The 20,857-nt window shown below is 56.2% G+C and carries 16 protein-coding genes; 11 read left to right on the top strand and 5 right to left on the bottom strand.

Annotation, left to right across the window (positions count from 1 at the left end; genetic code table 11):
* The first annotated feature begins 57 nt into the window (after nucleotides 1-57).
* From DF283_RS08305 to DF283_RS08280, 6 genes are all read left to right on the top strand, one after another.
* Nucleotides 58-684, top strand: a complete 627-nt coding sequence (locus DF283_RS08305) for a DNA-processing protein DprA (protein ID WP_303674298.1) — start codon at nucleotides 58-60, stop codon at nucleotides 682-684.
* A 488-nt stretch (nucleotides 685-1,172) separates the two neighbouring features.
* Nucleotides 1,173-1,784 carry a hypothetical protein gene (locus DF283_RS08300; RefSeq protein ID WP_303674297.1) on the top strand — a complete coding sequence of 204 codons (612 nt, stop codon included), beginning with the start codon at nucleotides 1,173-1,175 and terminating at the stop codon, nucleotides 1,782-1,784.
* A 61-nt stretch (nucleotides 1,785-1,845) separates the two neighbouring features.
* On the top strand, nucleotides 1,846-2,625 hold the full coding sequence (locus DF283_RS08295; protein WP_303674296.1) for a L,D-transpeptidase: 780 nt from the start codon (nucleotides 1,846-1,848) through the stop codon (nucleotides 2,623-2,625).
* A 235-nt stretch (nucleotides 2,626-2,860) separates the two neighbouring features.
* Nucleotides 2,861-3,112, top strand: coding sequence for a hypothetical protein (locus tag DF283_RS08290; RefSeq protein WP_303674295.1), 252 nt, complete (start codon nucleotides 2,861-2,863; stop codon nucleotides 3,110-3,112).
* Between the two features lie 501 nt (nucleotides 3,113-3,613).
* On the top strand, nucleotides 3,614-5,026 hold the full coding sequence (locus DF283_RS08285; protein ID WP_303674294.1) for an S-layer homology domain-containing protein: 1,413 nt from the start codon (nucleotides 3,614-3,616) through the stop codon (nucleotides 5,024-5,026).
* 342 nt (nucleotides 5,027-5,368) lie between these two features.
* Nucleotides 5,369-6,385 carry a hypothetical protein gene (locus tag DF283_RS08280; protein ID WP_303674293.1) on the top strand — a complete coding sequence of 339 codons (1,017 nt, stop codon included), beginning with the start codon at nucleotides 5,369-5,371 and terminating at the stop codon, nucleotides 6,383-6,385.
* 60 nt (nucleotides 6,386-6,445) lie between these two features.
* On the opposite strand, the gene DF283_RS08275 is transcribed toward DF283_RS08280, so the two are convergent.
* Nucleotides 6,446-7,987: a leucyl aminopeptidase gene (locus tag DF283_RS08275; protein ID WP_303674292.1), complete on the bottom strand. Its 1,542-nt coding sequence runs from the start codon at nucleotides 7,985-7,987 to the stop codon at nucleotides 6,446-6,448.
* Between the two features lie 485 nt (nucleotides 7,988-8,472).
* Between DF283_RS08275 and DF283_RS08270 the strand changes: the two genes are divergently transcribed.
* Nucleotides 8,473-10,485: a hypothetical protein gene (locus tag DF283_RS08270; protein WP_303674291.1), complete on the top strand. Its 2,013-nt coding sequence runs from the start codon at nucleotides 8,473-8,475 to the stop codon at nucleotides 10,483-10,485.
* Here the strand turns inward: DF283_RS08270 and DF283_RS08265 are convergent.
* Genes DF283_RS08265 through DF283_RS08255 form a run of 3 tightly spaced genes read right to left on the bottom strand, consistent with a single transcriptional unit; the run spans nucleotide 10,482 to nucleotide 13,948 of the window.
* Nucleotides 10,482-12,260 (bottom strand): Rqc2 family fibronectin-binding protein, encoded by a 1,779-nt coding sequence (locus DF283_RS08265; RefSeq protein WP_303674290.1) that lies wholly within the window; start codon nucleotides 12,258-12,260, stop codon nucleotides 10,482-10,484. The two genes, DF283_RS08270 and DF283_RS08265, sit on opposite strands and share 4 nt — an antisense overlap.
* 18 nt (nucleotides 12,261-12,278) lie before the next feature.
* Nucleotides 12,279-12,779, bottom strand: a complete 501-nt coding sequence (locus tag DF283_RS08260) for an adenylyltransferase/cytidyltransferase family protein (RefSeq protein ID WP_303674289.1) — start codon at nucleotides 12,777-12,779, stop codon at nucleotides 12,279-12,281.
* A 2-nt stretch (nucleotides 12,780-12,781) separates the two neighbouring features.
* On the bottom strand, nucleotides 12,782-13,948 hold the full coding sequence (locus tag DF283_RS08255) for a peptidylprolyl isomerase (RefSeq protein ID WP_303674288.1): 1,167 nt from the start codon (nucleotides 13,946-13,948) through the stop codon (nucleotides 12,782-12,784).
* A gap of 222 nt (nucleotides 13,949-14,170) precedes the next feature.
* Here DF283_RS08255 and DF283_RS08250 point away from each other — a divergent pair, with 222 nt between their 5' ends.
* The 4 genes from DF283_RS08250 to DF283_RS08235 all read left to right on the top strand — a co-directional run bounded on the left by DF283_RS08250 (nucleotide 14,171) and on the right by DF283_RS08235 (nucleotide 19,767).
* Nucleotides 14,171-15,253, top strand: a complete 1,083-nt coding sequence (locus DF283_RS08250) for a tyrosine recombinase XerC (RefSeq protein WP_303674287.1) — start codon at nucleotides 14,171-14,173, stop codon at nucleotides 15,251-15,253.
* A gap of 45 nt (nucleotides 15,254-15,298) precedes the next feature.
* Nucleotides 15,299-17,218, top strand: a complete 1,920-nt coding sequence (locus DF283_RS08245; protein ID WP_303674286.1) for a glycosyltransferase family 39 protein — start codon at nucleotides 15,299-15,301, stop codon at nucleotides 17,216-17,218.
* 202 nt (nucleotides 17,219-17,420) lie between these two features.
* Nucleotides 17,421-18,485, top strand: a complete 1,065-nt coding sequence (locus tag DF283_RS08240) for a hypothetical protein (RefSeq protein ID WP_303674285.1) — start codon at nucleotides 17,421-17,423, stop codon at nucleotides 18,483-18,485.
* Between the two features lie 151 nt (nucleotides 18,486-18,636).
* A complete protein-coding gene (locus tag DF283_RS08235) occupies nucleotides 18,637-19,767 on the top strand; it encodes a hypothetical protein (protein ID WP_303674284.1) in 1,131 nt (376 codons plus the stop codon).
* A gap of 3 nt (nucleotides 19,768-19,770) precedes the next feature.
* Here the strand turns inward: DF283_RS08235 and DF283_RS08230 are convergent, their stop codons facing one another.
* On the bottom strand, nucleotides 19,771-20,829 hold the full coding sequence (locus tag DF283_RS08230; RefSeq protein ID WP_303674283.1) for a tetratricopeptide repeat protein: 1,059 nt from the start codon (nucleotides 20,827-20,829) through the stop codon (nucleotides 19,771-19,773).
* Between the last annotated feature and the right edge of the window lie 28 nt (nucleotides 20,830-20,857).

The following is a 20,857-nucleotide window of genomic DNA, read 5'->3' as shown; positions in this document are numbered from 1 at the left end:
ATCTCAACCCAGGCAAATTTCGTTTTTTGAACATTCCAAAAGGATGGAAGGGACCCCATGACTGAGCATTCCTCGTTTGAGGCCAAAGCACCCGCCGCCATGGCCACTGTCGGTATCCGCAACATGTTTGACGACCCGAAGCAGGAACAGACCATCCTGGTGCCCATCATGCCCAAGGACGAGCTGGATCAGGACACCCCCGATCCCAACGACGACCTGGCAGCCGAGCTGAGCATGTTGCAACAAAAGTCCAAGGCCATCGCCATCATCGGCAGCCGGAACATTCCCCTGCCCCATCAGCAGATTATCGAGATGCTGGCCTTCTCCCTGACCCACAACGGCAATCAGGTCATCACCAGTGGGGGCTCCTCCGGGACCAACGCGGCAGCCATTCGGGGAGCCATGAAAGGCAACCCGGAACTACTGAAAGTCATCTTGCCCCAAACCATCGGCCAACAGCCTTCCGATGTGCAGGATCAACTCATCGGCATTCCCAACATCGTGGAACACCCGGAATGGAGCATGATGAAGCTGGCCGATGCCAGCCGCCTGTGCAACCGGGAGATTGTGGATGAGTGCCAGCAACTGATTATTCTGCTTTCTCACGACAGCCCCACCCTGCACACGGCCATTGATTACGCCAATGAAAACCACAAGCTGGTCACCTGCCTGTATCTGGACTAGCTTCCCGGTCATCCGCAAAAAGTTCTTTCATAGAGTGAGTCTACCCGGCTCACTCTATTCGCATGTACCTATATCCGTCCATATCCGTCCACCGGGTAATTATCTCTAGCCGTTTGGGAAATACCAGAATCATTTTTAATCCAATATACTCAATCATTAAAAACCAGCTCTGTCATTCCTGACTCTGCCGATCCACAGGTTCAACCACCATCAGGCCCCGGCCTGAAAACCCGACTGTGCTTCAGCCCGACATTGCATTCCTGAACCTAGCCCGAACGCCCTGAAGCACGGAATCAGCAGGGGCGCAAACCCGAAAATCACCCGACATACCGGTTTGCCAGCACCTTACCAAGCCAATACAAAACCGGATAAGCACAAAGCAGACAGATCAGCGCTGGACGCCCACCGCGAAAGGCAATGAGCGACGCAAGCCGGAACAGAAAGACAGGGAAGGAAAACTGAGGAGAACAATCGAGGAGGGATATTCCATGCAACAGTCTATGGTTTCGGGACTGATCATAGCAACAGCCATCAGTCTGGGCATCTCACTGAGCGCGTTGGCCGAAGACACCATGAAAACGCAGACCAACAGCGTCACCCGCACCAGCCAGTACAGTTCAGAGCAGACCCAGGGCCCTGTGGTCGCCCAGCCCGGGCTGAGCAACCTGGCGCTGAGCAAGCAATTTGGCTATACCCAGGACGCCATCATCATTGGCAGCAGCGATGGCAGCAGTCCCATGTTCCTGCCCAAACTGACCATTGGGGAAGGCAATACCTCCATTCTGGCCTTAAACCCGACCCCCCGCCCCGTCAGCCTGAGCATTCCGCAGCTCAATTCAACCATGGTCATTCCGCCCAACGGCGCGCGGGTCATTCAGCTGGATAAGTCCCAAACCGCCAGCTTGACGCCCGGACAGGAGGTTGCCTATTATATCAATGACGCCGATGGCAATCAGATCGCTTCCAGCAACTTTGTTAATACGCAGGAAATTGTGTCCATGATTGACATCAACACGCAGATAGCCAGCAGCACCGAGGAAACCCGTACCCCCATCCGTAAGCCCACAGAACGCAAATCCACCGTGCGGGGCTACTGGTAAATCGCCAGATCTTCGGTTAAAACGAGGCTGGCCCCTGACCACCGACTCCGGGACATTCATTATGCCAGTTCGTTTGATTCAAGGTTCATTCATTTCAGCACTCACGCTAACGCTGGGCTTGTGCCTGGGACTAGGCGTGGGTGCTGAACCCCTTTCCGCGCAAAAGACCCCGCCAGCGGACAACGGAAAATCTGCGGCGGCGGTCACCCCGGTCAGTCCCACCGAACCTATTCACATCAAGATCAATATCCCCAGCCGCACCCTGTGGGTTTACGAAGGCGACCGCATCATTCGCTACTTTCCAGTGGGCGTCGGTCGAGTCGGCTTTCCCACCCCCCTGGGCCGCTTCAGCATCATTCGCAAGGTGGAAGATCCCGGATGGGAAAATCCCTACATGGCTTCCGGGAAAATGCGACTGTCCCCCGGCCAGAACAATCCTTTGGGTACCCGCTGGATGGGCTTTCTGAGAGATCCCGGCGGCGAGTACGGCATGCACGGCACCGATAACCCGGCATCGGTGGGCAAGTTAAGCTCTCATGGCTGTGTCCGCCTGCGGGTTCCGGATGCTGAGGCCCTGTTTGAGCTGGTGGATGTGGGCACCCCGGTTGAAGTGGTCTATCAACCCGTGGTCATCCGTCGGCACGCCGATGAAGTGAAGGTGGCCGTCTACGGGGACCCCTTCCGCAAGGGCATGCCCTCCGTGGAAAAAGTAAAGCAGGAGATTCAGCAGCAGTTCCCCAACGCCCGGGTCGACGAAGAGAAGCTGAGAGAAGCCCTGCGTACCCCGCAGGAAAAGTATGTGCTGGTGGGTTCCATTGCGCCGCAAAGCGCTGAGAATTAACCCCCTCCCGCTGCAGTGCCTGCCTCCCATTTTGCTGGTAGAGCGCAACATTAGATCCAGCTCCAGATCAAGCTCCCAACACTAGCGGCCAGTTATATATCCGACGCTTTTTACAGGCTCCCGTTTCCAGCGTCAGGCAATTTCTGTCAATAAGCTGTTTTTATTTTATTGTGGAATTTTAAGCCACACCTCCCGCGCAAAATTATCATAGGAAAGCTGAGAGAGAGAAACAGCCATGTCTCAAACATTTGCCGGTTCCTACACCAACCTGTTCAGCCAAAGCCTGCTCAGAGCAGTCATGCAGATGGCGATGACCAATCCTCAGGCTGCTGCCATATCTTCCCCTATGGTCAATATGATGGACATCAGCCTGGCTCAGAGCGTACTATCCGTGGATGGTATGTTATCAAGCGTCGGGGTCAGCCTTAGTGCGGGCATTCCCACCCCACAAACACCAGTTTTCGGCGGGATCGGGGTAATCGCCTGAACCCTTTGGTGCATTCATCCCACGGCGTTCATCATTTTTCAAACCCTGCCGGGTGAGTGGCTTCAGGCCTCGCACCTGGTTTGTGCTGTTTGCGCCTGATTGCGCCAGAGCCAACCACCCGCTTGTGTTCCCGTTTTTATTCCGTTGATTCCGCTTTGCTAGCCAGAAGGGCGCTCTCCATCTAGCCGATAGGCTAATTGAACCATTATCAATGATTGCTTAATGTATAGCTGTATTAAATAGCTGGGTCAGGGAATTAACAGCTACCGTCAGTCCAATTTAACTTTTCCACAATAGCGCCAAACCCATGGATGCCCAAAAAAATTTGGCATTGGGCTTTGCTATTTTGGGTTGAGGGTCGTTTGGCAACGATTGAGACTGGCAAGGTTTCCGGATAATTACCGGCTTTTTCGCCTGTCAGCAAAAGGCAAGCCTTTGGCTGGCCAGACCGGGCACACCCGCTACATACACGAGAGTTCACTGAAACAAAGGAGTACCCACATGAAAAAAAGTAATCTGATTACCCTGTCGCTTACATTGGGTTTGGCCTGCGGTATGGCCTCTGCAGCAATGCCTCCTGCCGATATCAGTGGCAACTGGGCTCAAAGCGACATCAACACCATGATGGACATGCAGGTGATGAGTGGCTTTAATGACGGTAACTTCCACCCGGACGCCTGGCTGACCCGCTCCGAGTTTTCCCAGATGGCCGCCAGAACCCTGGGCCTGGAAAGCAAGAAGGCCAACAGCGTCCCCAGCTTCAAGCAGGTCTCTCAAAACGGTTGGGCCTTTGGCAATGTGGAAAATCAGGACTGGATTAACAACTACCCGTCGGGTGTCTTTCGTCCCACCAACCCGGTACGGCGGGTAGAAGCCCTGGCCGCTGTGGGCGGCGCCCTGAACAAGCCGCTGCTGAGCGAGGCTGAAACCAACGCCGTATTGAGTAAATACAGTGATGCTGATCAGGTGCCCAACGCGGCCCGCCGTCAGGTGGCCACCGCCATTCAGTACGACTTATTTGAAATTGATCCGGCCAGTGGCCCCAACAAAATTGAGCCACTTCGCCCCATCAACCGGGCAGAAACAGCGGCACTACTCAACGATCTCTACCAGAACCGGGATATCGCCATCGTTCAGAATGGAAAGGTGCTTGCCCAAACCGAACAAGCGCCTTCCACCGGTACCAGCGCCGTTTCCGGCGGGTACAGCACCACGGAAAGCACCGAGGCCGAAAAAATCGGCTATAAATCGCCCCCGTTCAGGAACAGTGCCGACACCATCGTGGAATTCCGCAAAGTAAACACCACAACCACCCCCACCAACCTGGAGGCGCAGGGGCCCATCAGCCTGCCCGCCAACACCACCTTTACCGGCACCGTGGCCAAGGCCCTGTACTCGGAATTCAACAAACCCGGCGATCCAGTGATGCTCATTCTGGATCACCCCCTGTTTGACACCAATGGAAAAATCATTGCCCCGGCGGGCAGCAAGGTGCTGGGCGTGATTAACAGCGTGATTTCCAAAAATCAAACCAATGACAACGCCCAACTGGGAATTACCTTCAATGGCTTTATTACCCCGGAAGGACAACGGATTCCCATGAGCGCCACCATTGCCAATACCGACGGGATTCTGAAAGCCACCGAACTTCAGGGGGTCGTCTTTCACCCCGATCGTTCCACGGCGGCCTTGTCCCGGGAAATCAGCACTTCCGCAGGCGCCCTGTATGGCACCAAAATCGGCAAGGCCGAAGTGCTGGATGAACCGCTGGTTCAACAGCTCAGCAGCAAGGAAGTGGACCCGCTGGACAAGCGCAACAGCAACATCGTAATCGGGGTGGGAGATCGGTTGCAAATCCGCATTGAAAGCCTGGGTGTCAGCACCACGGGCACCGGTGCCGGTCGCACGCCATAATTTTTATATAGAGAGCGGTACGACGATGCACCCGGTCGGGAGACCGATCGGGTGCTTTTCTTTTGAGAAAAAAATTAGATGGCACAAAACGGACATCAATTGTTTTTATGCTCATGTACAAATAATCAATGGTTGTACACATTGGGACAGGCTGATTATTCTTGACACTGAGCGGGCAGGACACTGAGCGAGCAGAATACTATGCAAAGTTCAGTCTGAATGGCCGAAGCAGGCCGGATGAATGACACAGGCCCGTTCTCATCAAGATTTCAGACTCTCAACAGTCAGACTCTCGAAAAAAAAGGCGTTAAGCCTAAACCGTGGGGCATACAGGGGGACAGAATGACTTCACCGTATATCAATACTCAATCCGTGAGCTATGCGGCCACTGGCGCGGGAAGCCCAGTCAGTGGACCAGCACCCGGCGGCACGACCGACCCAATGCTGGCCAAATACTTCGGGGGCGGCGCTGGCGCATCACCGCAATCGGTCAGCGCTTACAACTATGCCTGGGGCGGCAGTTACGGTGGTTACGGTGCATACCCTTACGGCTCCTACGGCGGAGCGTTCCCCTCCTCACCCTGGGGCAGCTACCCGCCACCACCGGTCGGCGGGCCCTGGCAACCACAGCCTCCTCTGAACGATAATACGGCATTGGCCCGGATTCAAAGCATTTCCGGCAAACTGGACGCCCAGAACGCCGGGCAGGGCGATGGCATGATTAACGTCAACGATTTGCGCAGCGCCCTGGATGACAAGAGCGGCAAATACTCCAAAGCGGACAAAGACGCCATTCAATACCTGCTGGACAACCAAAACGGCTTACGGGGCCGGGTGGATCACTTTGATGGCCAGGATGACGGCCAGTTCAGCGTGGACAGCCTCAACAAGATGGTGGCGAATCCCGGCGCCCAAGGGGTATTGCCTTTGGATCAGAAGATGACCAACACCCAGGCACTCATGGCGCTCCAGAGCTTCATGAAGGATCACAACTGGGGCATCCTCAATCGGGAAGGCTTAAGCCACATTGCCCAGTACGGGGACACCGAAGAGCAAAAGGCCGCCGCCAAAAAATTGCTGAACAACGCAGACCTGTTCAAAGCGGCGGACACGGGTGAAAAGAATGATGGCCGGTATGATGGCAAAATCGACCACGCCGATTTAAGAGGCCTGATCAACCGGGCTGACGTGGATAAAATTGGGGCCAGCAGCGCCCCTCCACCGGCGATGACGCCCCCCTACTCGCCAATCTATTCGGGCAACTATTATGCGGACGCCTATTACAACAACATGTACGCCAGCACCCTGGGCCCGGCCACCGCGTTGTACCAGAACGCGCCCGGCGCGCCCCCCCGATAATCTCCGGGTAATGACTGGCATCAAATCTTCTGAAGCGGCGCTGATTGCAGTGCCGCTTTTTTACGCCTGCCAGCCGTACAAATAATACAACAGGGTGCGGACGCCAAAGCCGGTGCCCCCCTTGGGCACCTCCGGCGTATCACTGGTGGCCCAGGCCGGGCCCGCAATATCCAGATGCGCCCAGGCCCGCTTTTTGTCCACAAATTCCTTCAGAAACATGCCGCCCGCCGACGAACCCGCTTGTCCCTTGGCCCCGGAATTGATCAGGTCGGCCACATCGCTTTTTAAAAAGGCCTTGTACTCGTCGTACAGGGGCAGTTGCCATAGTTTTTCTCCCGCCTGCTCCCCCGCGACCCGCAAGCGTTCAATCAGGGGGTCGCTGGTGCCCATAATACCGGCGGCCACTTTGCCCAGGGCGGTCACACAGGCTCCGGTCAAAGTGGCGATGTCCACCAGCTCATCCGGATCCACCTGTCGCTGGGCGTAAGTCAGGGCGTCACAGAGAATCAGCCGACCTTCGGCGTCCGTATTATTGACCTCAATGGTCTTTCCATTCATGGCCGTCACGATATCGCCCGGCTTGCTGGACACCCCACTGGGCATATTCTCGCAGGTAGGAATAAAGCCATGCACCTCAATGTTTAAATCCTTCAACGCCGACACAGCCTTGAGAGTGGCCAACACCGCCGCGGCACCGGCCATATCCATTTTCATCAGCTCCATGGAGGCCGCCGGTTTGAGCGATAACCCGCCGCTGTCAAAGGTAATGCCCTTGCCCACCAGGGCCACCTTGCGGGAGGGGGTGCCGGATGGCTTGTAACACAGGTGAATGAGGTAAGGCGGTTGCTCGCTGCCCTGAGCCACCAGCTGGAAAGCCCCCATACCCAAGGCCTTGATGGCATCAAAATCCAGAACCTCACACTGCAAACCTGGAATGCCTTCGGCCTGTTGCCTTAAAAAGGTGGGCGTGACGTAATTGGCGCTGTCATTCACCCAGTGACGGGCCAAATTGGTATGCTCCGCCACCACTTGCCCCACCCGTAACCCCCGCTGGATCGCCTCCAGACGGTCTGCCTGCGGCTCAACCACCGTCAGCACGTCCAAATCGGTCACGCCATTGGCAGCCGATTCTCCATTGTCCTCACCGGCCTTGCTCAGGGTTTTACGAAGGTGAAAGTCGTATTGACCCAACAGGGCCCCTTCCGCCAACAACCGGCAGGCCGCCTCCGGCCCCAGTGCCCGAATTACCGGCTCCGGCAAGCCCATGCCCAGCGTTTTCGCTTTCAGTTTCTTGCAAGCCCGCACGGCGGCGGCAACAGCCCGACGCCACTGATTGCTTTTCAGTTCCTCCACCTTGCCCAGGCCCACCAGCACCACGTGCGCCGCAGGAAGTTTTCCGTAAGTGGGCAGGGTCAGGGTTTCTCCGGGCTTGGCTTTAAACACGGACGTTTCGGCGTTCAGGCAGCCGCTAATATACTGTCCCAATGCGGCATCAACCACCTGAACAGTGTCCTCCAGAGCCGGGCTGCCCTGCGTGATGCCCAGTACCAGAACCTCTCCCGAAAACTGGGCCACTTGCCCGGTAATTGCTTCAAACCGCATACAGCCTCTCCTTTGCAAAAAACGCTACTTCCATTATACGTGAGGGGCTCCATCCGCAAATCGCAGGCCATACACACAAAGAACCGAAGAAGCGCACCCGCCCCGGTGTCATCTGGTACCGGAAATCACAGGCATTTCTCTGCAGGCATTTCTGTACCTGCTTTGGTTTTCACTGTTTGAGAACGCTTGCGTCATGCGGATTGTCTTGAGTCACAGTTTTTTTTCAAGTTTGGTGTTGATTAATTCTGTTGACCGGGCACCATGATGACGTCCGATAATGACGTTCGTTGCTTGCCCCCATGAACCAGAGAAAACTGTCTTGAAAAAAGCCCCTTCCCAGTAATCTAAACCACCCGGCAAACCTTGCCTTGGACAGCCCCAATCAGCTTCCTCCCATCGGACTCATCCCTTATTTGTATTCCTTATTTATTAGCCCTTCATCCCTTCCGTGTTCCCTTGTGAACCCACTCAGCGAGCCCCTCATCATGCACATCACCCCGACCTTACCCCGCCCCCGAAAGCCCAAGAACAAGATTCTCCCCAAGCCGCAAGCCACCTTGAAGCAGCCCCCTCAACCAGTCCGGTTCGCCGGAGGGCCCACGCTGGAAACCGTCGATCCCAATAACCTGGAACAAATACAGCGACTGCCAGCCAGCGCGCCCCTACGGGCCATTGCCATGAAAGTAGCCCCCAAAACCAGCAGCCCGCTGGTCATGCAGTATCTGGCCCAGCAATTTAAACAACACTTTAACGATGTGGATTATCCGGTCAACCCCATTCACCAGCAAACGCTACTGCATATCGCCGTCTCCGCGGGTCGCCCCAAACTGGTGGAAGTGCTGCTGAACGCAGGGGCAAACCCCTTAACGGAAAGCGCAAACAAACAGGATGCCCTGGATTGGGCTGAAACCAAGATGAGCCGGACCAGTACACCCGCCGATCGGGACGCCATCCGGCAAATGCTGATTAAACGGGTAAAGGCACTGTCCAAGCAACAACAACAGGGCGCTGGGCCTTTGTCCGAACCCGCTGTCCAAAGCGGTCCCGATGCGGCAGCACCAGGCAAAACAACGTCCTGGTTCAGCGGTTGGGGTCTGGGCACCTTGTTCACGCCCCAGCAAAAAGCTGATAAGGCATCTGCCGATCCCCTGCCCACCGAGGTCGACGCGACGAAACCCGACAGCGCCGCCCCTCACCGCTCACCGCTCTCCCGACAAGACTCCGGCCTGAAAGGCTCGGATCACCCTGAGTTGGCCCAGCTTCAGCAAGCCCAACAGCGATTGCAAACCCAGCTGGGCACGGCCAAGGAAACCATCCGGCAACTGGAGCAAACCACCCGACAGGCTTTACAGGACAGCAATCTGCTGGCGCAAGAAAAAGCGGAACTGGAGACAGCGCTGGCAGAAATCCGGGAACGGATCGCCCGCTCGGAAAAATCGGTCAGCCAGAGTCAGACCGACCCAGCGCAGACCATAAAGCGGCTCTCTCAAAAAGAGGAGAGCCTGAGAAAGCGGCTTGAGCGAAAAACCGAAGCGCTGCAACGCGCGGAACAAACCTTCAAAGCCGAACTAGCGGCCCGGCAGGAGGACCTCAACGCCCAGCAACGCGATTCCGCCGCGAAAATCGCCCAATTGAGCCAGCAGCTGGCCTTGGCTCATACCATCAAGGCCACTCCCGCTTCATCAACCACGGAAGCGGCCACCCAAACGCTTCCCCCCACCGAAGCGCCATCTGGCCACCCAGAACGAAAACAGGACCGAAAAAAAATTGGCAAAATGAATGCCAAAATCCGGGAGCTGCAAACGGAACTGGATCGGGTCAACGAACAAGGCCAGCACCTGAGCGAGCAGCTCACCCTGGTTCAGGAACAGTATCGGGACTGGATTGCCCGCTTACTGAGAGAAAAGGATTCCCTGAATTTTCAACTGGCCCAGACCCAATGGCAACGGGATGAAAGCCCCCTGATTCTGCCGCAGGTGCATCAGGTCAACAAACAATTGATGGCCAATATGAACCATCAGGGCAGGGAACTACAAACCCTGCGGCAGACGCTCCATCAGCAACAGACAGCGCTGTTAGCCCAGCAAACCCAACTGGTCCAGCAGGCAACCCAACTCCAAGCGCAGGCGGAGATCATTCAACAACAAAAAGCCAAGAAAAATACCCTGTCCAAGACCGTGGCCCACTTGATGGCGCTCAGCACGTCGCATCGCAGTGAACTGCAACGGCAGGAGCTGAGTACCTACCAGAGCGTGCTGGACCTGGTGGCTCAAAAACAGCAAGGGGCCTCCAGCGAGCAACCGGCCTCCGATGTCCTGACCTCCCTGGAAGCCGACTTGAAAACGCTCATCAACTACCGCCGAAAAGAACTGGAAAGTCACACGGTACTGTCCACCGCCATGGCCTCCCTGCACCCCTCGGAAGCCGAAGGCTCCTCGGAGCCGGACAGCCCGTTGACAGCCCGACGCTTTCCCTTGCGCTCCAAATCTTTTCGCTAGCCCCGCGCCACCAATAAACGGTCAATCACTGTTTGCTGAGGGCTGACAAACAGGGTTTGCTCCTGCCTGTAATTCACGTGCCCCGGGTAGGACTGGGGAATTTTACGCACGTATTTGCAAGCGGTATAAATGACCGGCACATTTAAACTATGCCGGGCGGAACTGTAATAGACGGCCAACATGGCCGCCTCCAGCAAGGTATTATCCGGCACCGGCTCCTTGCCCGAGCGAATGAGGACATGGGAGCCGGGCATCTGATGCACGTGCAACCACCAGTCATCCGATCGGGAGAGCTTGCCCACAATGGCATCGTTGCCCTGGGCGCTTTTGCCCACCAGAATTTCCAGTCCATCCGAAGATTGCAGGGTCAGGACGCCCGCCTTCTCGTCCGTTTTGACAGTTCCCTGTTTTTGCTTTTTGTCCGCCAGCAGTTTGGGCGAGGCATTTATGAAGCCAGCCGCGATCATTTCCGCTTCCAGCGTGTCAAACTCGGCCAGAGTCTCCGCCTGAGAGACCAGTTGCCATAAACTGGCCAGATAATCCCGCTCCTCGTTGAGCTGGCTGAGCATTTGCTCAGCGGCATGCTGTCTGGCCTTGGCCTTTTTGGCCCGACGATAGTACAACTGGGCGTTTTCCACCCAGTCCGCCGCCGGATCAATCTCAATGGGCCACGGGCTGCCATCGTCGTAATGGGTCAGGATCACCGTTGTCTGGCCGGGTATGGGATGGGCGGGTACTTCCCGGGCGCTGAAGGCGGACAGCAGGCGATCCCCAGTGGCCTGAAAGCTGCCAATCTGTTCCTCTGAAACCGGAGTCAACTCTTTCTCTCTGGATTGACGGCGTTTTTCTCGCTGATCCAGCTTCAGCAACAACTGCTCCCGCCTGCGTTGGAGTCGGAGGGCCTTGAGGTGACCGATGAAGTAGCGTTCCACCAAAGCGTTCACGGACTCACAGGGCACCACCTCTTCCGCGGCGTGAATATGTCCCAGCAGGCCAAAGCGCTGCCCATCCCCGGAAATCACGGGCTGCAAGGCCTGGACGCTATCCAGCGTTTGCAATTGCCCATACAAGGTCTCTTCAGAGCCCTCCGCCATGGCCCAGGCGTCTTCCAGCATGCGCAGTCCAAAACCGGCCAGATTGGCGTTCAAAAAGCGCAATAGTGGCTCATCCGCTGGTTTGTGCGCCAGCAAAGCCGCAAAATCGACAAAGGACAAACTGGCCATCAATCGCTTTCCGGCAGGCTGAGGTGGAGGCGCGTAAGGCAAACCCGCCGCCAGCTCCCGATGACTGCTCATGCGCTCGCCCACCCCATGGGCCACCGCCAGAATCTCGCCACGCGCATCATCGTAAAAAATCATGTTGGTGTGCTTGCCCATTAACTCCAGAGACAAGACCAGTCGCACCGGCTCCCCCAGCTCATTGAGATTCTCGAACACCAGATTCAGCACCCGCTCTCCCGGTAAGGTTTTCACTTGCGATAGATTGGCTCCCTGCAAGTGCTTGCGCAACAGCATGCACAGGGCGGTGGGCTTGGCGAAACTGTTCAGTACGGTGTCCTGCCGGACTCTGGGCCGGGTCAGCACGCAAAAGGGGGCTTCCGGGCTCAACTGGATGTAAAACAGGTTGAGCTGTTCCGGGCGAGGGGCCCCACCCCAAAAGGTAAGCAGAAACTCATGCGGGCTGGGATGCTGAACTTTACTGACCTTGGCGTTGCGCAGCAGGGCATCCAGCTCCAGGGCCAGTGCTTTCAGGGAAAGGGCATCCAGTTGTTGCATAAGTGATGGTGTCGATTTCTAGCGCCCGGTGGTGGGCTGAGCGGCAGCGGCCAACCGCTGCTGGATGGTCTCAATGACCGAGGAGGTTGAACGGTTTTCCACCATGGGCACAAACTTGACCTGCGTGCCAATTTTACGCAAGGTGGCCATCTCCGGCAAGTTGCCTTCGTTGTACTGGGCCCCCTTGGCGTGAAAATCGGGCACGATTTTTTCCAGCAAAGGCTCCGGGGTGTCCTCGTCAAACAGCACCACGTAATCCACGCAGCCCAATCCGGCCAGCAGTTCCGCCCGATCCGCCTCGGTGACGATGGGCCGCTGCGGGCCTTTCAGGCGACGAACCGAGGCATCCGAGTTCACCAGCACCACCAACGTTTCCCCCAGGGCCTTACAGCCCTGTAGGTAGCGTAAATGACCCACGTGCAGGATATCAAAACAGCCGTTGGTGGTCACAATAGAAGACTGGCCCCGCAAGGGGGCCAGTGCTTCCATCAAGGTCGTTAGTGAGACGACTTGTCCCATGGCTACTGGTGTCCAGCGGCGCTTTTGCCAGCGTCAGCCGATTTTTCGGCAGGCTGACCGGCAGCCGGGGCGGCACCGGTTTCAGCGGAGGCGCCCATTTCAGGCTCTTTGGGTTGGTAGGCTTTTTCCACGTCGATTTTGGCGGCAGCCCGTTGTTGCTGAGCCCACTGTTGCAGGAAAGCCTGTTTTTTCTGCTGGGACATTTGCTCCCGAATGGCGGCTTTGGCCTCATCAAAGGTTTGCTGATGGGCCGCCTTGCGGTCCAGTACCTTGATGATGTGATAGCCGAACTGGCTGGTCACCACACCCGGATAGAGCTGCCCTTTCTCCGTTTTTTCAGCGGCGGCCCAGAAGGAAGGGTCCACGGTGCCTTCCGGCATAAAGCCGAGATCTCCGCCTTTCACGGCGGACATGGTGTCTTCTGAATTTTTCTTGGCCACTTCCTCAAACTTGGCCGGGGTGGCCTTGACTTCCTCATACAGCTTTTCGGCTTTGGCCTTCAATTCCTGCTTTTTGGCGGCCACCCCTTTTTGCAAATCAGCGTCCGAGATTTTCTCGTTGGCCTTTCGCAATTCCTGCTTCAACTGGGGTTCAATGGCCTTCACCAGAATATGCTCGGCCCGGATGCTTTCCGGCATCTTGAACTGCTCCACGTTTTTATCGTAGAAGTTTTTCACTTCGGCATCGGTCACCTGAACCTGCTGCCCGCCTTTGGATTCCATGAACTTGTTCAGCAGCAGATTTTCACGCAGCATGGCGTCAAAATCGGATTCCTGCATCTTGTTCTGGCTGAGGAAGGCTTTGAACTGCTCTTTCAGAGCCGGATCGTTAAAGATCTTGTCCTGTTTGTACTGCTTCACTTCTTCATCGGAAACCTTGATACCCGCTTTATTGGCTTCCGTATTGATCAGGGTCTGCAAAATCAGCTTATTCAGGGTCATTTGCTTCAGGTAATCATCCAGCATGCCCTTTTGCGCTTCAGGAACGTTTTCCAGGTGGAAAGACTTCTGGAACTCGCTGTAGGTCTTGTCATACTCTGCTTTGGAAATCACAGCGCCATTGACCGTGGCCACTTTTTGCCCGCCAGCCAAACCGCCACTGGCGCAGCCGGATACCATTACGGTAACGGCCAGCATACCAGCCAACAGGGATACTTTCATTTTATCCATGGAATACTCCTTAAGAACTCGGGGTTGACTCTCTCACTATAATACGGGCTTCAAGCGGCGCTCACTGTGGATGAAATCCGGGCGAGGGGCGACAGTTATAAAGTCAAAACAATCATTGCCTCAAAAACACGTTGCCCAATGCTGTAGAGGAACCTCCTCCAGATTTCCACTCGCGTAAAAACTCCCTCCTATTATATACAAAAATCCCCTATAATGAAGTGTATGGAAGATGCTGAAGCTGGACAGAGAGTTGAGAAGACCATTGAGAGGCCCGTTCAGAGGCCCGATGTTCAACGCGTCCATGACTTTGGGCTGGCCCGCTTTGAGGAAGGCGCCGAAGCCTTTTTCAGTTACCTGGATGTCACCCGTGGATTATCGCCGCACACCCTGCGGGCTTACCAGTCGGATATCGCCGCCCTGCTGGACTGGCTGAATCGATTCGTCCTTGAGAAGCAGGGCTTTGAAGTCCAACCCCAAACGTTTTGGCGAGAGATTCCCACCGCCTATATCGCCCACCTGGGCGCCCAGCAACTCTCCAAAACGTCCCTGGCCCGAAAAGGTTCTTCCATGAAAACCTTTTTTAAATTCCTGATGAAAGAGCGCTATTTTGAGGAGAACAGCCTGCCGCTGGTCTTCCACAGGCCCCGGTTATCCCGTCGGCTGCCCAATTTTATTTCCCCTTCCGAAATTGAGCAACTCCGGAAGGCCGCGCTCCTGGAGCCGGAATCCACGCTGAAATGGCGCAATCTGGCCATTCTGGAATTACTCTTCTCCTCCGGGGTGCGGGTGGGTGAACTGTCCTCCCTGAATCTGGGACACGTCAACTGGGAAGAGCTGGAGCTGCGCATTCAGGGAAAAGGAGGTCGGGAACGGCTGGCCTTTTTCAGTCAGCGAGCCCTGCAAGCGTTATTGCAATACAAAGCGTGTTGGTCCGCCCTGTGCCCGGACCCAATGACCGCCGAGAGCCCCTTGCTCCTGAATAAAAATGGCACCCGTCTGGATGTGCGCAGCATTCGGCGGGTTTTACTGGCGCTGGGCCAACAGGCCGGGGTGGATAAGCCCCTGCACCCGCACGTCTTTCGTCACAGCTTTGCCACCCACTTGCTCAACAGCGGGGTCGATCTGCGGGTTGTGCAGGAGCTGCTGGGCCATGTCAGCATCCGCAGCACCCAGATTTACACGCACGTTAGTACGGAACGCCTGAAACGGGCCTACATGAAAGCCCATCCCAGAGCGGCTCAAGGCGGAGCCGCCCAAAGCGGGGCTGGTCAAAACTCCCGGACAGAGCAGGGAGGCAGGGTATGAGCATCCCCCATCGTATTCGTTTAAATACCGGAGTTACAGGGCCTCATGGATAAAGGATTTTCCCCCCGGGCGTTTCTGCCCGAATTAACCCTGTTTGCCATTATGGCCCTGTTGTTGTTCATCAACCTGGGGGTGTTCGACATCGATCCCTTCAGCGAGTTTTTCCACCTGGAATCGGCCAAGGAGACCCTGAGCCTGAACCGCTTCTGGATTCCGAGCCTGAACGGGCACGATTATGTGGTACGCGCGCCCCTGTGGACCTGGCTCACCATGATCAGTTTCAAGCTGGGGGGCATTGGGCTGTCCGTGGCCCGTTTGCCCGCCGCCCTGCTTTCGCTGACCGCGCTGGGCGTTACCTACCTGATGACGATGGAGCTGACCAAAAGCCGGTTCTCGGCCTTGTTCAGCACCGGTTTGCTGGCAGTTAGCTGGGGGTTCTTTTACCTCGGTTCGCTGGCTACTGCCGACATCCTGACCCTGACTCTGGATCTGGTTTTTTTGTGGACTTTTTTAAAGTGGAAGGATCAGGCCTCCCGGCGGAATAACCCGGCAGAGGAAATGAACCGCAGTATGCTGCTGATGGGCAGCGTGCTGGGGGTGCTGCTCCTGAACAGCGGCAGCCTCAATGTGTTGCTGATGATGGCCATCGCTTCCCTGTACCTGATTTTGGGCCAAAACACCCTGCTGTTTAACCGCATGAATTTCCGGTCACTGCTATTGCCAGCGATCCTGATTCCCTTGCCCTGGCTGCTATGGGTGTCCATTCAGCCTGGACAAAGCGGGTTTATGCTCAACTACCTGCTGGTTTATCCCCTGCAGAAAGCGCTGGGTCTTGGTCTTTGGGCCAGCCTGAAAGGGGATTGGCTTTTTTACGCCAAACGCCTGTTGTTTGAGCTGTTGCCGTTCTGGTTTCTGGTTCCGGCGGCTTTCCTGGACCCGGAAGCCAATACCGTCAATACCCGGCATCAATCCACGTCTCCCACACTTTGGCTTTTAAGCTGGTTCTTGGCAGGCTTTGCCGTCTGTTCGCTGTCCGCCTTTCAGGAACCCACCCTGATTTTGCCGTTTATTCCACCGCTGGCCATCATTGCGGGCAGTTACCTGGCTCAGGTGGTGGAGGCCTCTCATAATAAAACCCACGCCTACTATGAAAAAGTCCTGATTGCCTACATCATGCTCCTTCTGGTAGCCGCCGTTCTAATGACCATTGTGATTTTTCAGGTGGTGCCCAGCAATTACGTGGCCGGGTTCTGGAAATTACCGGGCATGGCCGTACTGGAATCCCTGACCCTGAAAGACAAGGTATTCCCCCTGCCGGAAGCCTTTCCCCTCTGGAAGTTCTGGCTGATTCCGGGGCCCTTTATCTTGCTGGTGGGCGCTTTTTCCCTGTTCTTTCTGCAAGTCTCCAGAAAACTGAGCCTGACCCCGCTGGCCCTGACCAGTTCCCTGCTGATTTTTATGCTGTTTCTAAAGGCGGTCTATTTGCCCATTATGCACCGTCCGGTCAATCAGTTTCTGGCCCAGCAGCTGAACCACAATCTCAAGGCCGGGGATCGGGTGTTGCTTTTCTCCCTGCACCCCGCCGTCAAACGCATTCTGTTTTACATTGACCCGCAACACCGACCGGCCGTTCACGTAGTACACTCCGGCCAGCAGGTGGCCCAGGCCCTGGAAAATGGCAACGGCATCATCTACGGGGTCATCCGGGAAAAAAGCTACTTCAACGAGCTGGATTATTCCTACAGAAACCTGTTTCGGGTGAACCAGTACAACTGGCAATGGGATCTGGGGAATCTGGGTGAAATGGGAAAACTGCTGACCGGTCGCCTCCCGGAGTTCGACAAAATGCGTTCGGAAATTCTGACCTTGCAAAGCCTGCCCGCCGATACGCTTCGGGTGATTCAGCAAGAAGAGCAAACCCGGCCTGAAAAAAAACGGAGAGAAAGCCGACGCACTCGAAACTAGCGTTCTCCGGCCTGTTGTGAGAATGCGATGCCTGTTTTTGCCACAGCCCCTCTTTCAGCCCCGGGAATTTAACCAGAATTTAGTCATTGCGCTTCCGGGTTCAGGCCGTACTATTAACGGATAATAATTCGCAATGGGACAGCAATCTTGCTGGTTCATCAAGTGGTTTTCGTCGATCTGAAACAGTGGGAGGGTCTGCATTATGCTGTCAGGGGTTCAAGCACCCATCAACGCCGCCGGGAATATCCGAAACGTCAAAAGCGCCACAGGTTCCCCCACCCCCTACCCGGCAGCAGGCCGACCGAAGAAATCGCAACGGGCTGGCAGCCCGCTTTCCTCGAAATCGGGCCTCTCTCAGCTCTCTCCGGGTAGCAATAAAAACCTGTTTCAGCGAATATTCAACACCCCCTGGATCAAACGGCCCGGGGCCTCTCCCGGCAGTAAACGCAACCAGATTGTCGCTGGCGCTCAGCACGATCGCAAGGAGCCCCGCAACCCCATTTCCTTCGAGGCGCTGGATAGCATGTTGAAAGAGCTGGACAACGACGTGGACCCCCGCATTGGCTCCATCCTGAAAAATGGCTACGCCAGCGGGCTGAGACATCTGCTGAAAGTGGGAAACCAGATTATAAGCGAGATGAATCAAGTGACCGCCCCGGGGCAGCCAAAGCCCGAACTGGTCATCTATTACGATCACCCCGCCCAAGGGCACCTGAAAGATCCCTTTAGCGCACGGCGTTTCGCCTACGAGATGGCGCCCGAAACAGAAATCCTGTGCGAGGTGTTGACCCCTCGGCGTCTGCCCGCTAAATTCAGCGCCATGAACCACTGGTCAAACATCGCCCGGGGCAAGCAGGGCCTGAGCGAACTGGAGTACCTGGAATTCAGTGAGGGCGACCTGAAGCGAATGAAAGACACCGTGCGCCAGCACCACGCGGTGCCGCCCAGTGAGCGCTTCAACCTGAACAACAAGGAAGAGCTGGCCGATTATGCCTTCCAGCTGTTTAACATGCTCTACAACCTGCATCTGGCCAGAGAGGAAATGGCCCTGCAATTCCAGCGGAACCCTGCCCATTACAAGGTGGGCATTGCCACACGGCACTCCGGGGGCGACACGAAAATCCACGATCTCAGTCACCTGTTTCCGGGTTGCCACCTGAAGGCCGCCAGTCATCATCCACAGCCCGGGAACGCCGAGACGCCGCTGCCCCTGGAAGCGCAACGCGCTTTACTGGAGCGGCTTTTCCGGGGCGATACGCAGCCGTAAGGAACGTTCAGCCGCAACGTTGGCTGGGGATGGCGCGTTTTTCAAACCCGATCGATGGATTCTATTTTAACGCTTGGATTATTTTGTTTTTAATTTATAATGCCGTTTTGAAGGTGAGGTTATCATTACCAATCGGCAGGGGAGAACGCTTGTGATCGTACAAGGGGTATTTTCGCATTCAAACCCGTTAAGCGGGATACATCAAACCACACGGGCAAAGGCAAACGAAGCCACAGTTCACCAGTACCCGGCACCACCATCCGGCCAGGATAAATTTCAGCGGCAGGCAAAGGGACTGACATCAGGGCTCCCGCCCAAACCATTCCTGGGGCAAGTCTTATGGCCCCGTCAGACAGAATCCCCCAAACGTCAGGTCACTGCCGGAAAGAGCCCCAAGGCCAGTGCGGAGAAGGCCGATCCACAGCCCATACCACCAGCCCCTCCCCTTAACCCCATTGCCTTTGAGCGGGCCAAGGCCCTGCTGAAAGCCCTGAGTACAGAACACGCCCCCACCGCCCGGGCCCTTCTGAAAAACGGCCATCCGGAAGGACTGAAGCAACTGCTGTTGATCAGCAACCGACTGGTCAGCGACGTGAACGGCCTGCGCAAACAGGGCCGCCAGAACATTCGCTTTGTATTCTATGTGCATGATCCCGCCCTGAAGGCCATTCGCGATCCTGAATTTGATCAGCAAAACCCGGAACTGTCCGATGATCTGTCGCTGCGCTACTACTTCAGTAAACCGCAAATTCTGGCCGATCAGGATCGACTGCACCCGCCCTTGAGATATCACGGCCCAAAACCGCTGACGCCGGTGGTGGATGCCAAGAATCGGGATAACGGGCTGAGCCATTTGGACTTCACCCCGGAGGAACTGCAAACACTGAAAGCCACCGCCCGCAGCGCGGGTTTTACGGACAGCGAGGCCCATTTTAACGAGTACCTCAAGCAACTCTTTAACCAGGTGGAAAATCTGTACGCCCAATGGCTCACCCTGTCGCAACAGGATCACGGCATCCAGCCCCTACGGCTGGGCCTGTACTCCGATAATTTACCCACCATGCGCTACATTATCCGGGGCAAGCGAAAAGAACCGCCCATACGAGATCCCAAAGGCTGGCACCGACTGGATGATCCCCGCCGACACTGGCAAATCCATGAGGTCACCCAGCTCTTTCCGGCCTGTGATGTCCAGGGCTATCACAAGGCCCCGCCGCAGGCCCGCCTGAATCTGGAAAGTAAAATGCCCTTCTGGTACGAGCGAAAGCAGCCCAGGCAATAAGGGTCAGGGCTTGGGCTTGCAGTTCTTTTTCAGGTATTCCCAAAGCTCGGCCGTTTGGGCGTGGTTGGCCAACTTGACGGCATTGTAAAAAATCTTGGCCTGTCCATAGTCATCCGCCGCACAGTAGGCCGCGCTCAGGTTGTACTTGGCCTGAACGATATTACCCGGGTCCATAAACCCCGTCTTCAGGGAGAGGGCCTTGCGGGCATTGAGGAATACCTCTTCCCACTGGTGCTTGAGCAAATAGGTCGAGGACAGGCCCACATAGGCATCCGCCAGTTCGGGATTCTTGCGAATGGCCTGCTGATACTCCAGAATGGCCTCTCTCAGCTGGTTGGCATGACCATAATAGCTGGCCCGGTTGTAGTGAGACAGGGCCTCCTGATGCTTGCCAGAAACCACCACGATGGAAGCGGGTAAATAAGGACGGTAACCCACCGGATAAAAGCCCGCTTCCATCGCCGATTGGGCGGAGCGGGTATCGGCCAGTTCTTGCGGAAAATGCACCAGCGGCTTCTCACCGGAGGAACGACTCGCGGGGGCGGCCACGGCTTGCAGGGCAAAGGCGTCCTCCTCAAAGAGAAGACCATTTTGGGGCGTGGCTGACAGGTGGAGAGGATGATTAGGGTGCAATGCGGGGGCTGCTGACCTGGCAGGCTGGGCTGCCGGTGTCATCACGCTGGACTGCCAACTGGGGAGACCGTCGTGCAAATGACTTTGCGGCTGTGTGGAGCGCTGTCCTCGCACCGGTGCGGGCTGAGCGGGTCTTGCCTGCGGGGAATCGCTGGGCGCCTTTTTTTCCGGCTGCCAGGACACCGGAACCAGATCAGAATAAACCGACGGCGGGGGCGTGTGGTGAACGCGATTGTCCCGCTTTAAATCCAGCTGGGGAGCCAACAGGGGAGAGGGCTTGGGAACTTCCGCCCTCGTCCGGGGCGTCAGCCGGGGTGACTTGTGGTACAAGGCTTCCGCCTGCACCCGAATCAGGCCAAAACACAAGCCGTACAACAGAAAACTGAAGGCCCAAAACGCAACCGAATGCTCAACCCGCTTCAATCTCACCGGAAAAACTCCCTGCCATTGGGGCAAG

Source organism: Vampirovibrio chlorellavorus, assembly GCF_003149375.1.
Lineage (GTDB): Bacteria > Cyanobacteriota > Vampirovibrionia > Vampirovibrionales > Vampirovibrionaceae > Vampirovibrio > Vampirovibrio chlorellavorus_B.
This window is presented reverse-complemented; position numbering and strand designations above follow the sequence as displayed.

Excerpts from the sequence above, each read along its gene's own strand:
- DF283_RS08290 (WP_303674295.1), top strand. The coding sequence starts at position 2,861 with ATGTCTCAAACATTTGCCGGTTCCTACACCAACCTGTTCAGCCAAAGC.
- DF283_RS08240 (WP_303674285.1), top strand. The coding sequence starts at position 17,421 with ATGCTGTCAGGGGTTCAAGCACCCATCAACGCCGCCGGGAATATCCGA.
- DF283_RS08255 (WP_303674288.1), bottom strand. The coding sequence starts at position 13,948 with ATGGATAAAATGAAAGTATCCCTGTTGGCTGGTATGCTGGCCGTTACC.
- DF283_RS08280 (WP_303674293.1), top strand. The coding sequence starts at position 5,369 with ATGACTTCACCGTATATCAATACTCAATCCGTGAGCTATGCGGCCACT.
- DF283_RS08275 (WP_303674292.1), bottom strand. The coding sequence starts at position 7,987 with ATGCGGTTTGAAGCAATTACCGGGCAAGTGGCCCAGTTTTCGGGAGAG.
- DF283_RS08305 (WP_303674298.1), top strand. The coding sequence starts at position 58 with ATGACTGAGCATTCCTCGTTTGAGGCCAAAGCACCCGCCGCCATGGCC.
- DF283_RS08245 (WP_303674286.1), top strand. The coding sequence starts at position 15,299 with ATGGATAAAGGATTTTCCCCCCGGGCGTTTCTGCCCGAATTAACCCTG.
- DF283_RS08265 (WP_303674290.1), bottom strand. The coding sequence starts at position 12,260 with ATGCAACAACTGGATGCCCTTTCCCTGAAAGCACTGGCCCTGGAGCTG.
- DF283_RS08295 (WP_303674296.1), top strand. The coding sequence starts at position 1,846 with ATGCCAGTTCGTTTGATTCAAGGTTCATTCATTTCAGCACTCACGCTA.
- DF283_RS08250 (WP_303674287.1), top strand. The coding sequence starts at position 14,171 with ATGGAAGATGCTGAAGCTGGACAGAGAGTTGAGAAGACCATTGAGAGG.
- DF283_RS08300 (WP_303674297.1), top strand. The coding sequence starts at position 1,173 with ATGCAACAGTCTATGGTTTCGGGACTGATCATAGCAACAGCCATCAGT.
- DF283_RS08270 (WP_303674291.1), top strand. The coding sequence starts at position 8,473 with ATGCACATCACCCCGACCTTACCCCGCCCCCGAAAGCCCAAGAACAAG.
- DF283_RS08260 (WP_303674289.1), bottom strand. The coding sequence starts at position 12,779 with ATGGGACAAGTCGTCTCACTAACGACCTTGATGGAAGCACTGGCCCCC.
- DF283_RS08285 (WP_303674294.1), top strand. The coding sequence starts at position 3,614 with ATGAAAAAAAGTAATCTGATTACCCTGTCGCTTACATTGGGTTTGGCC.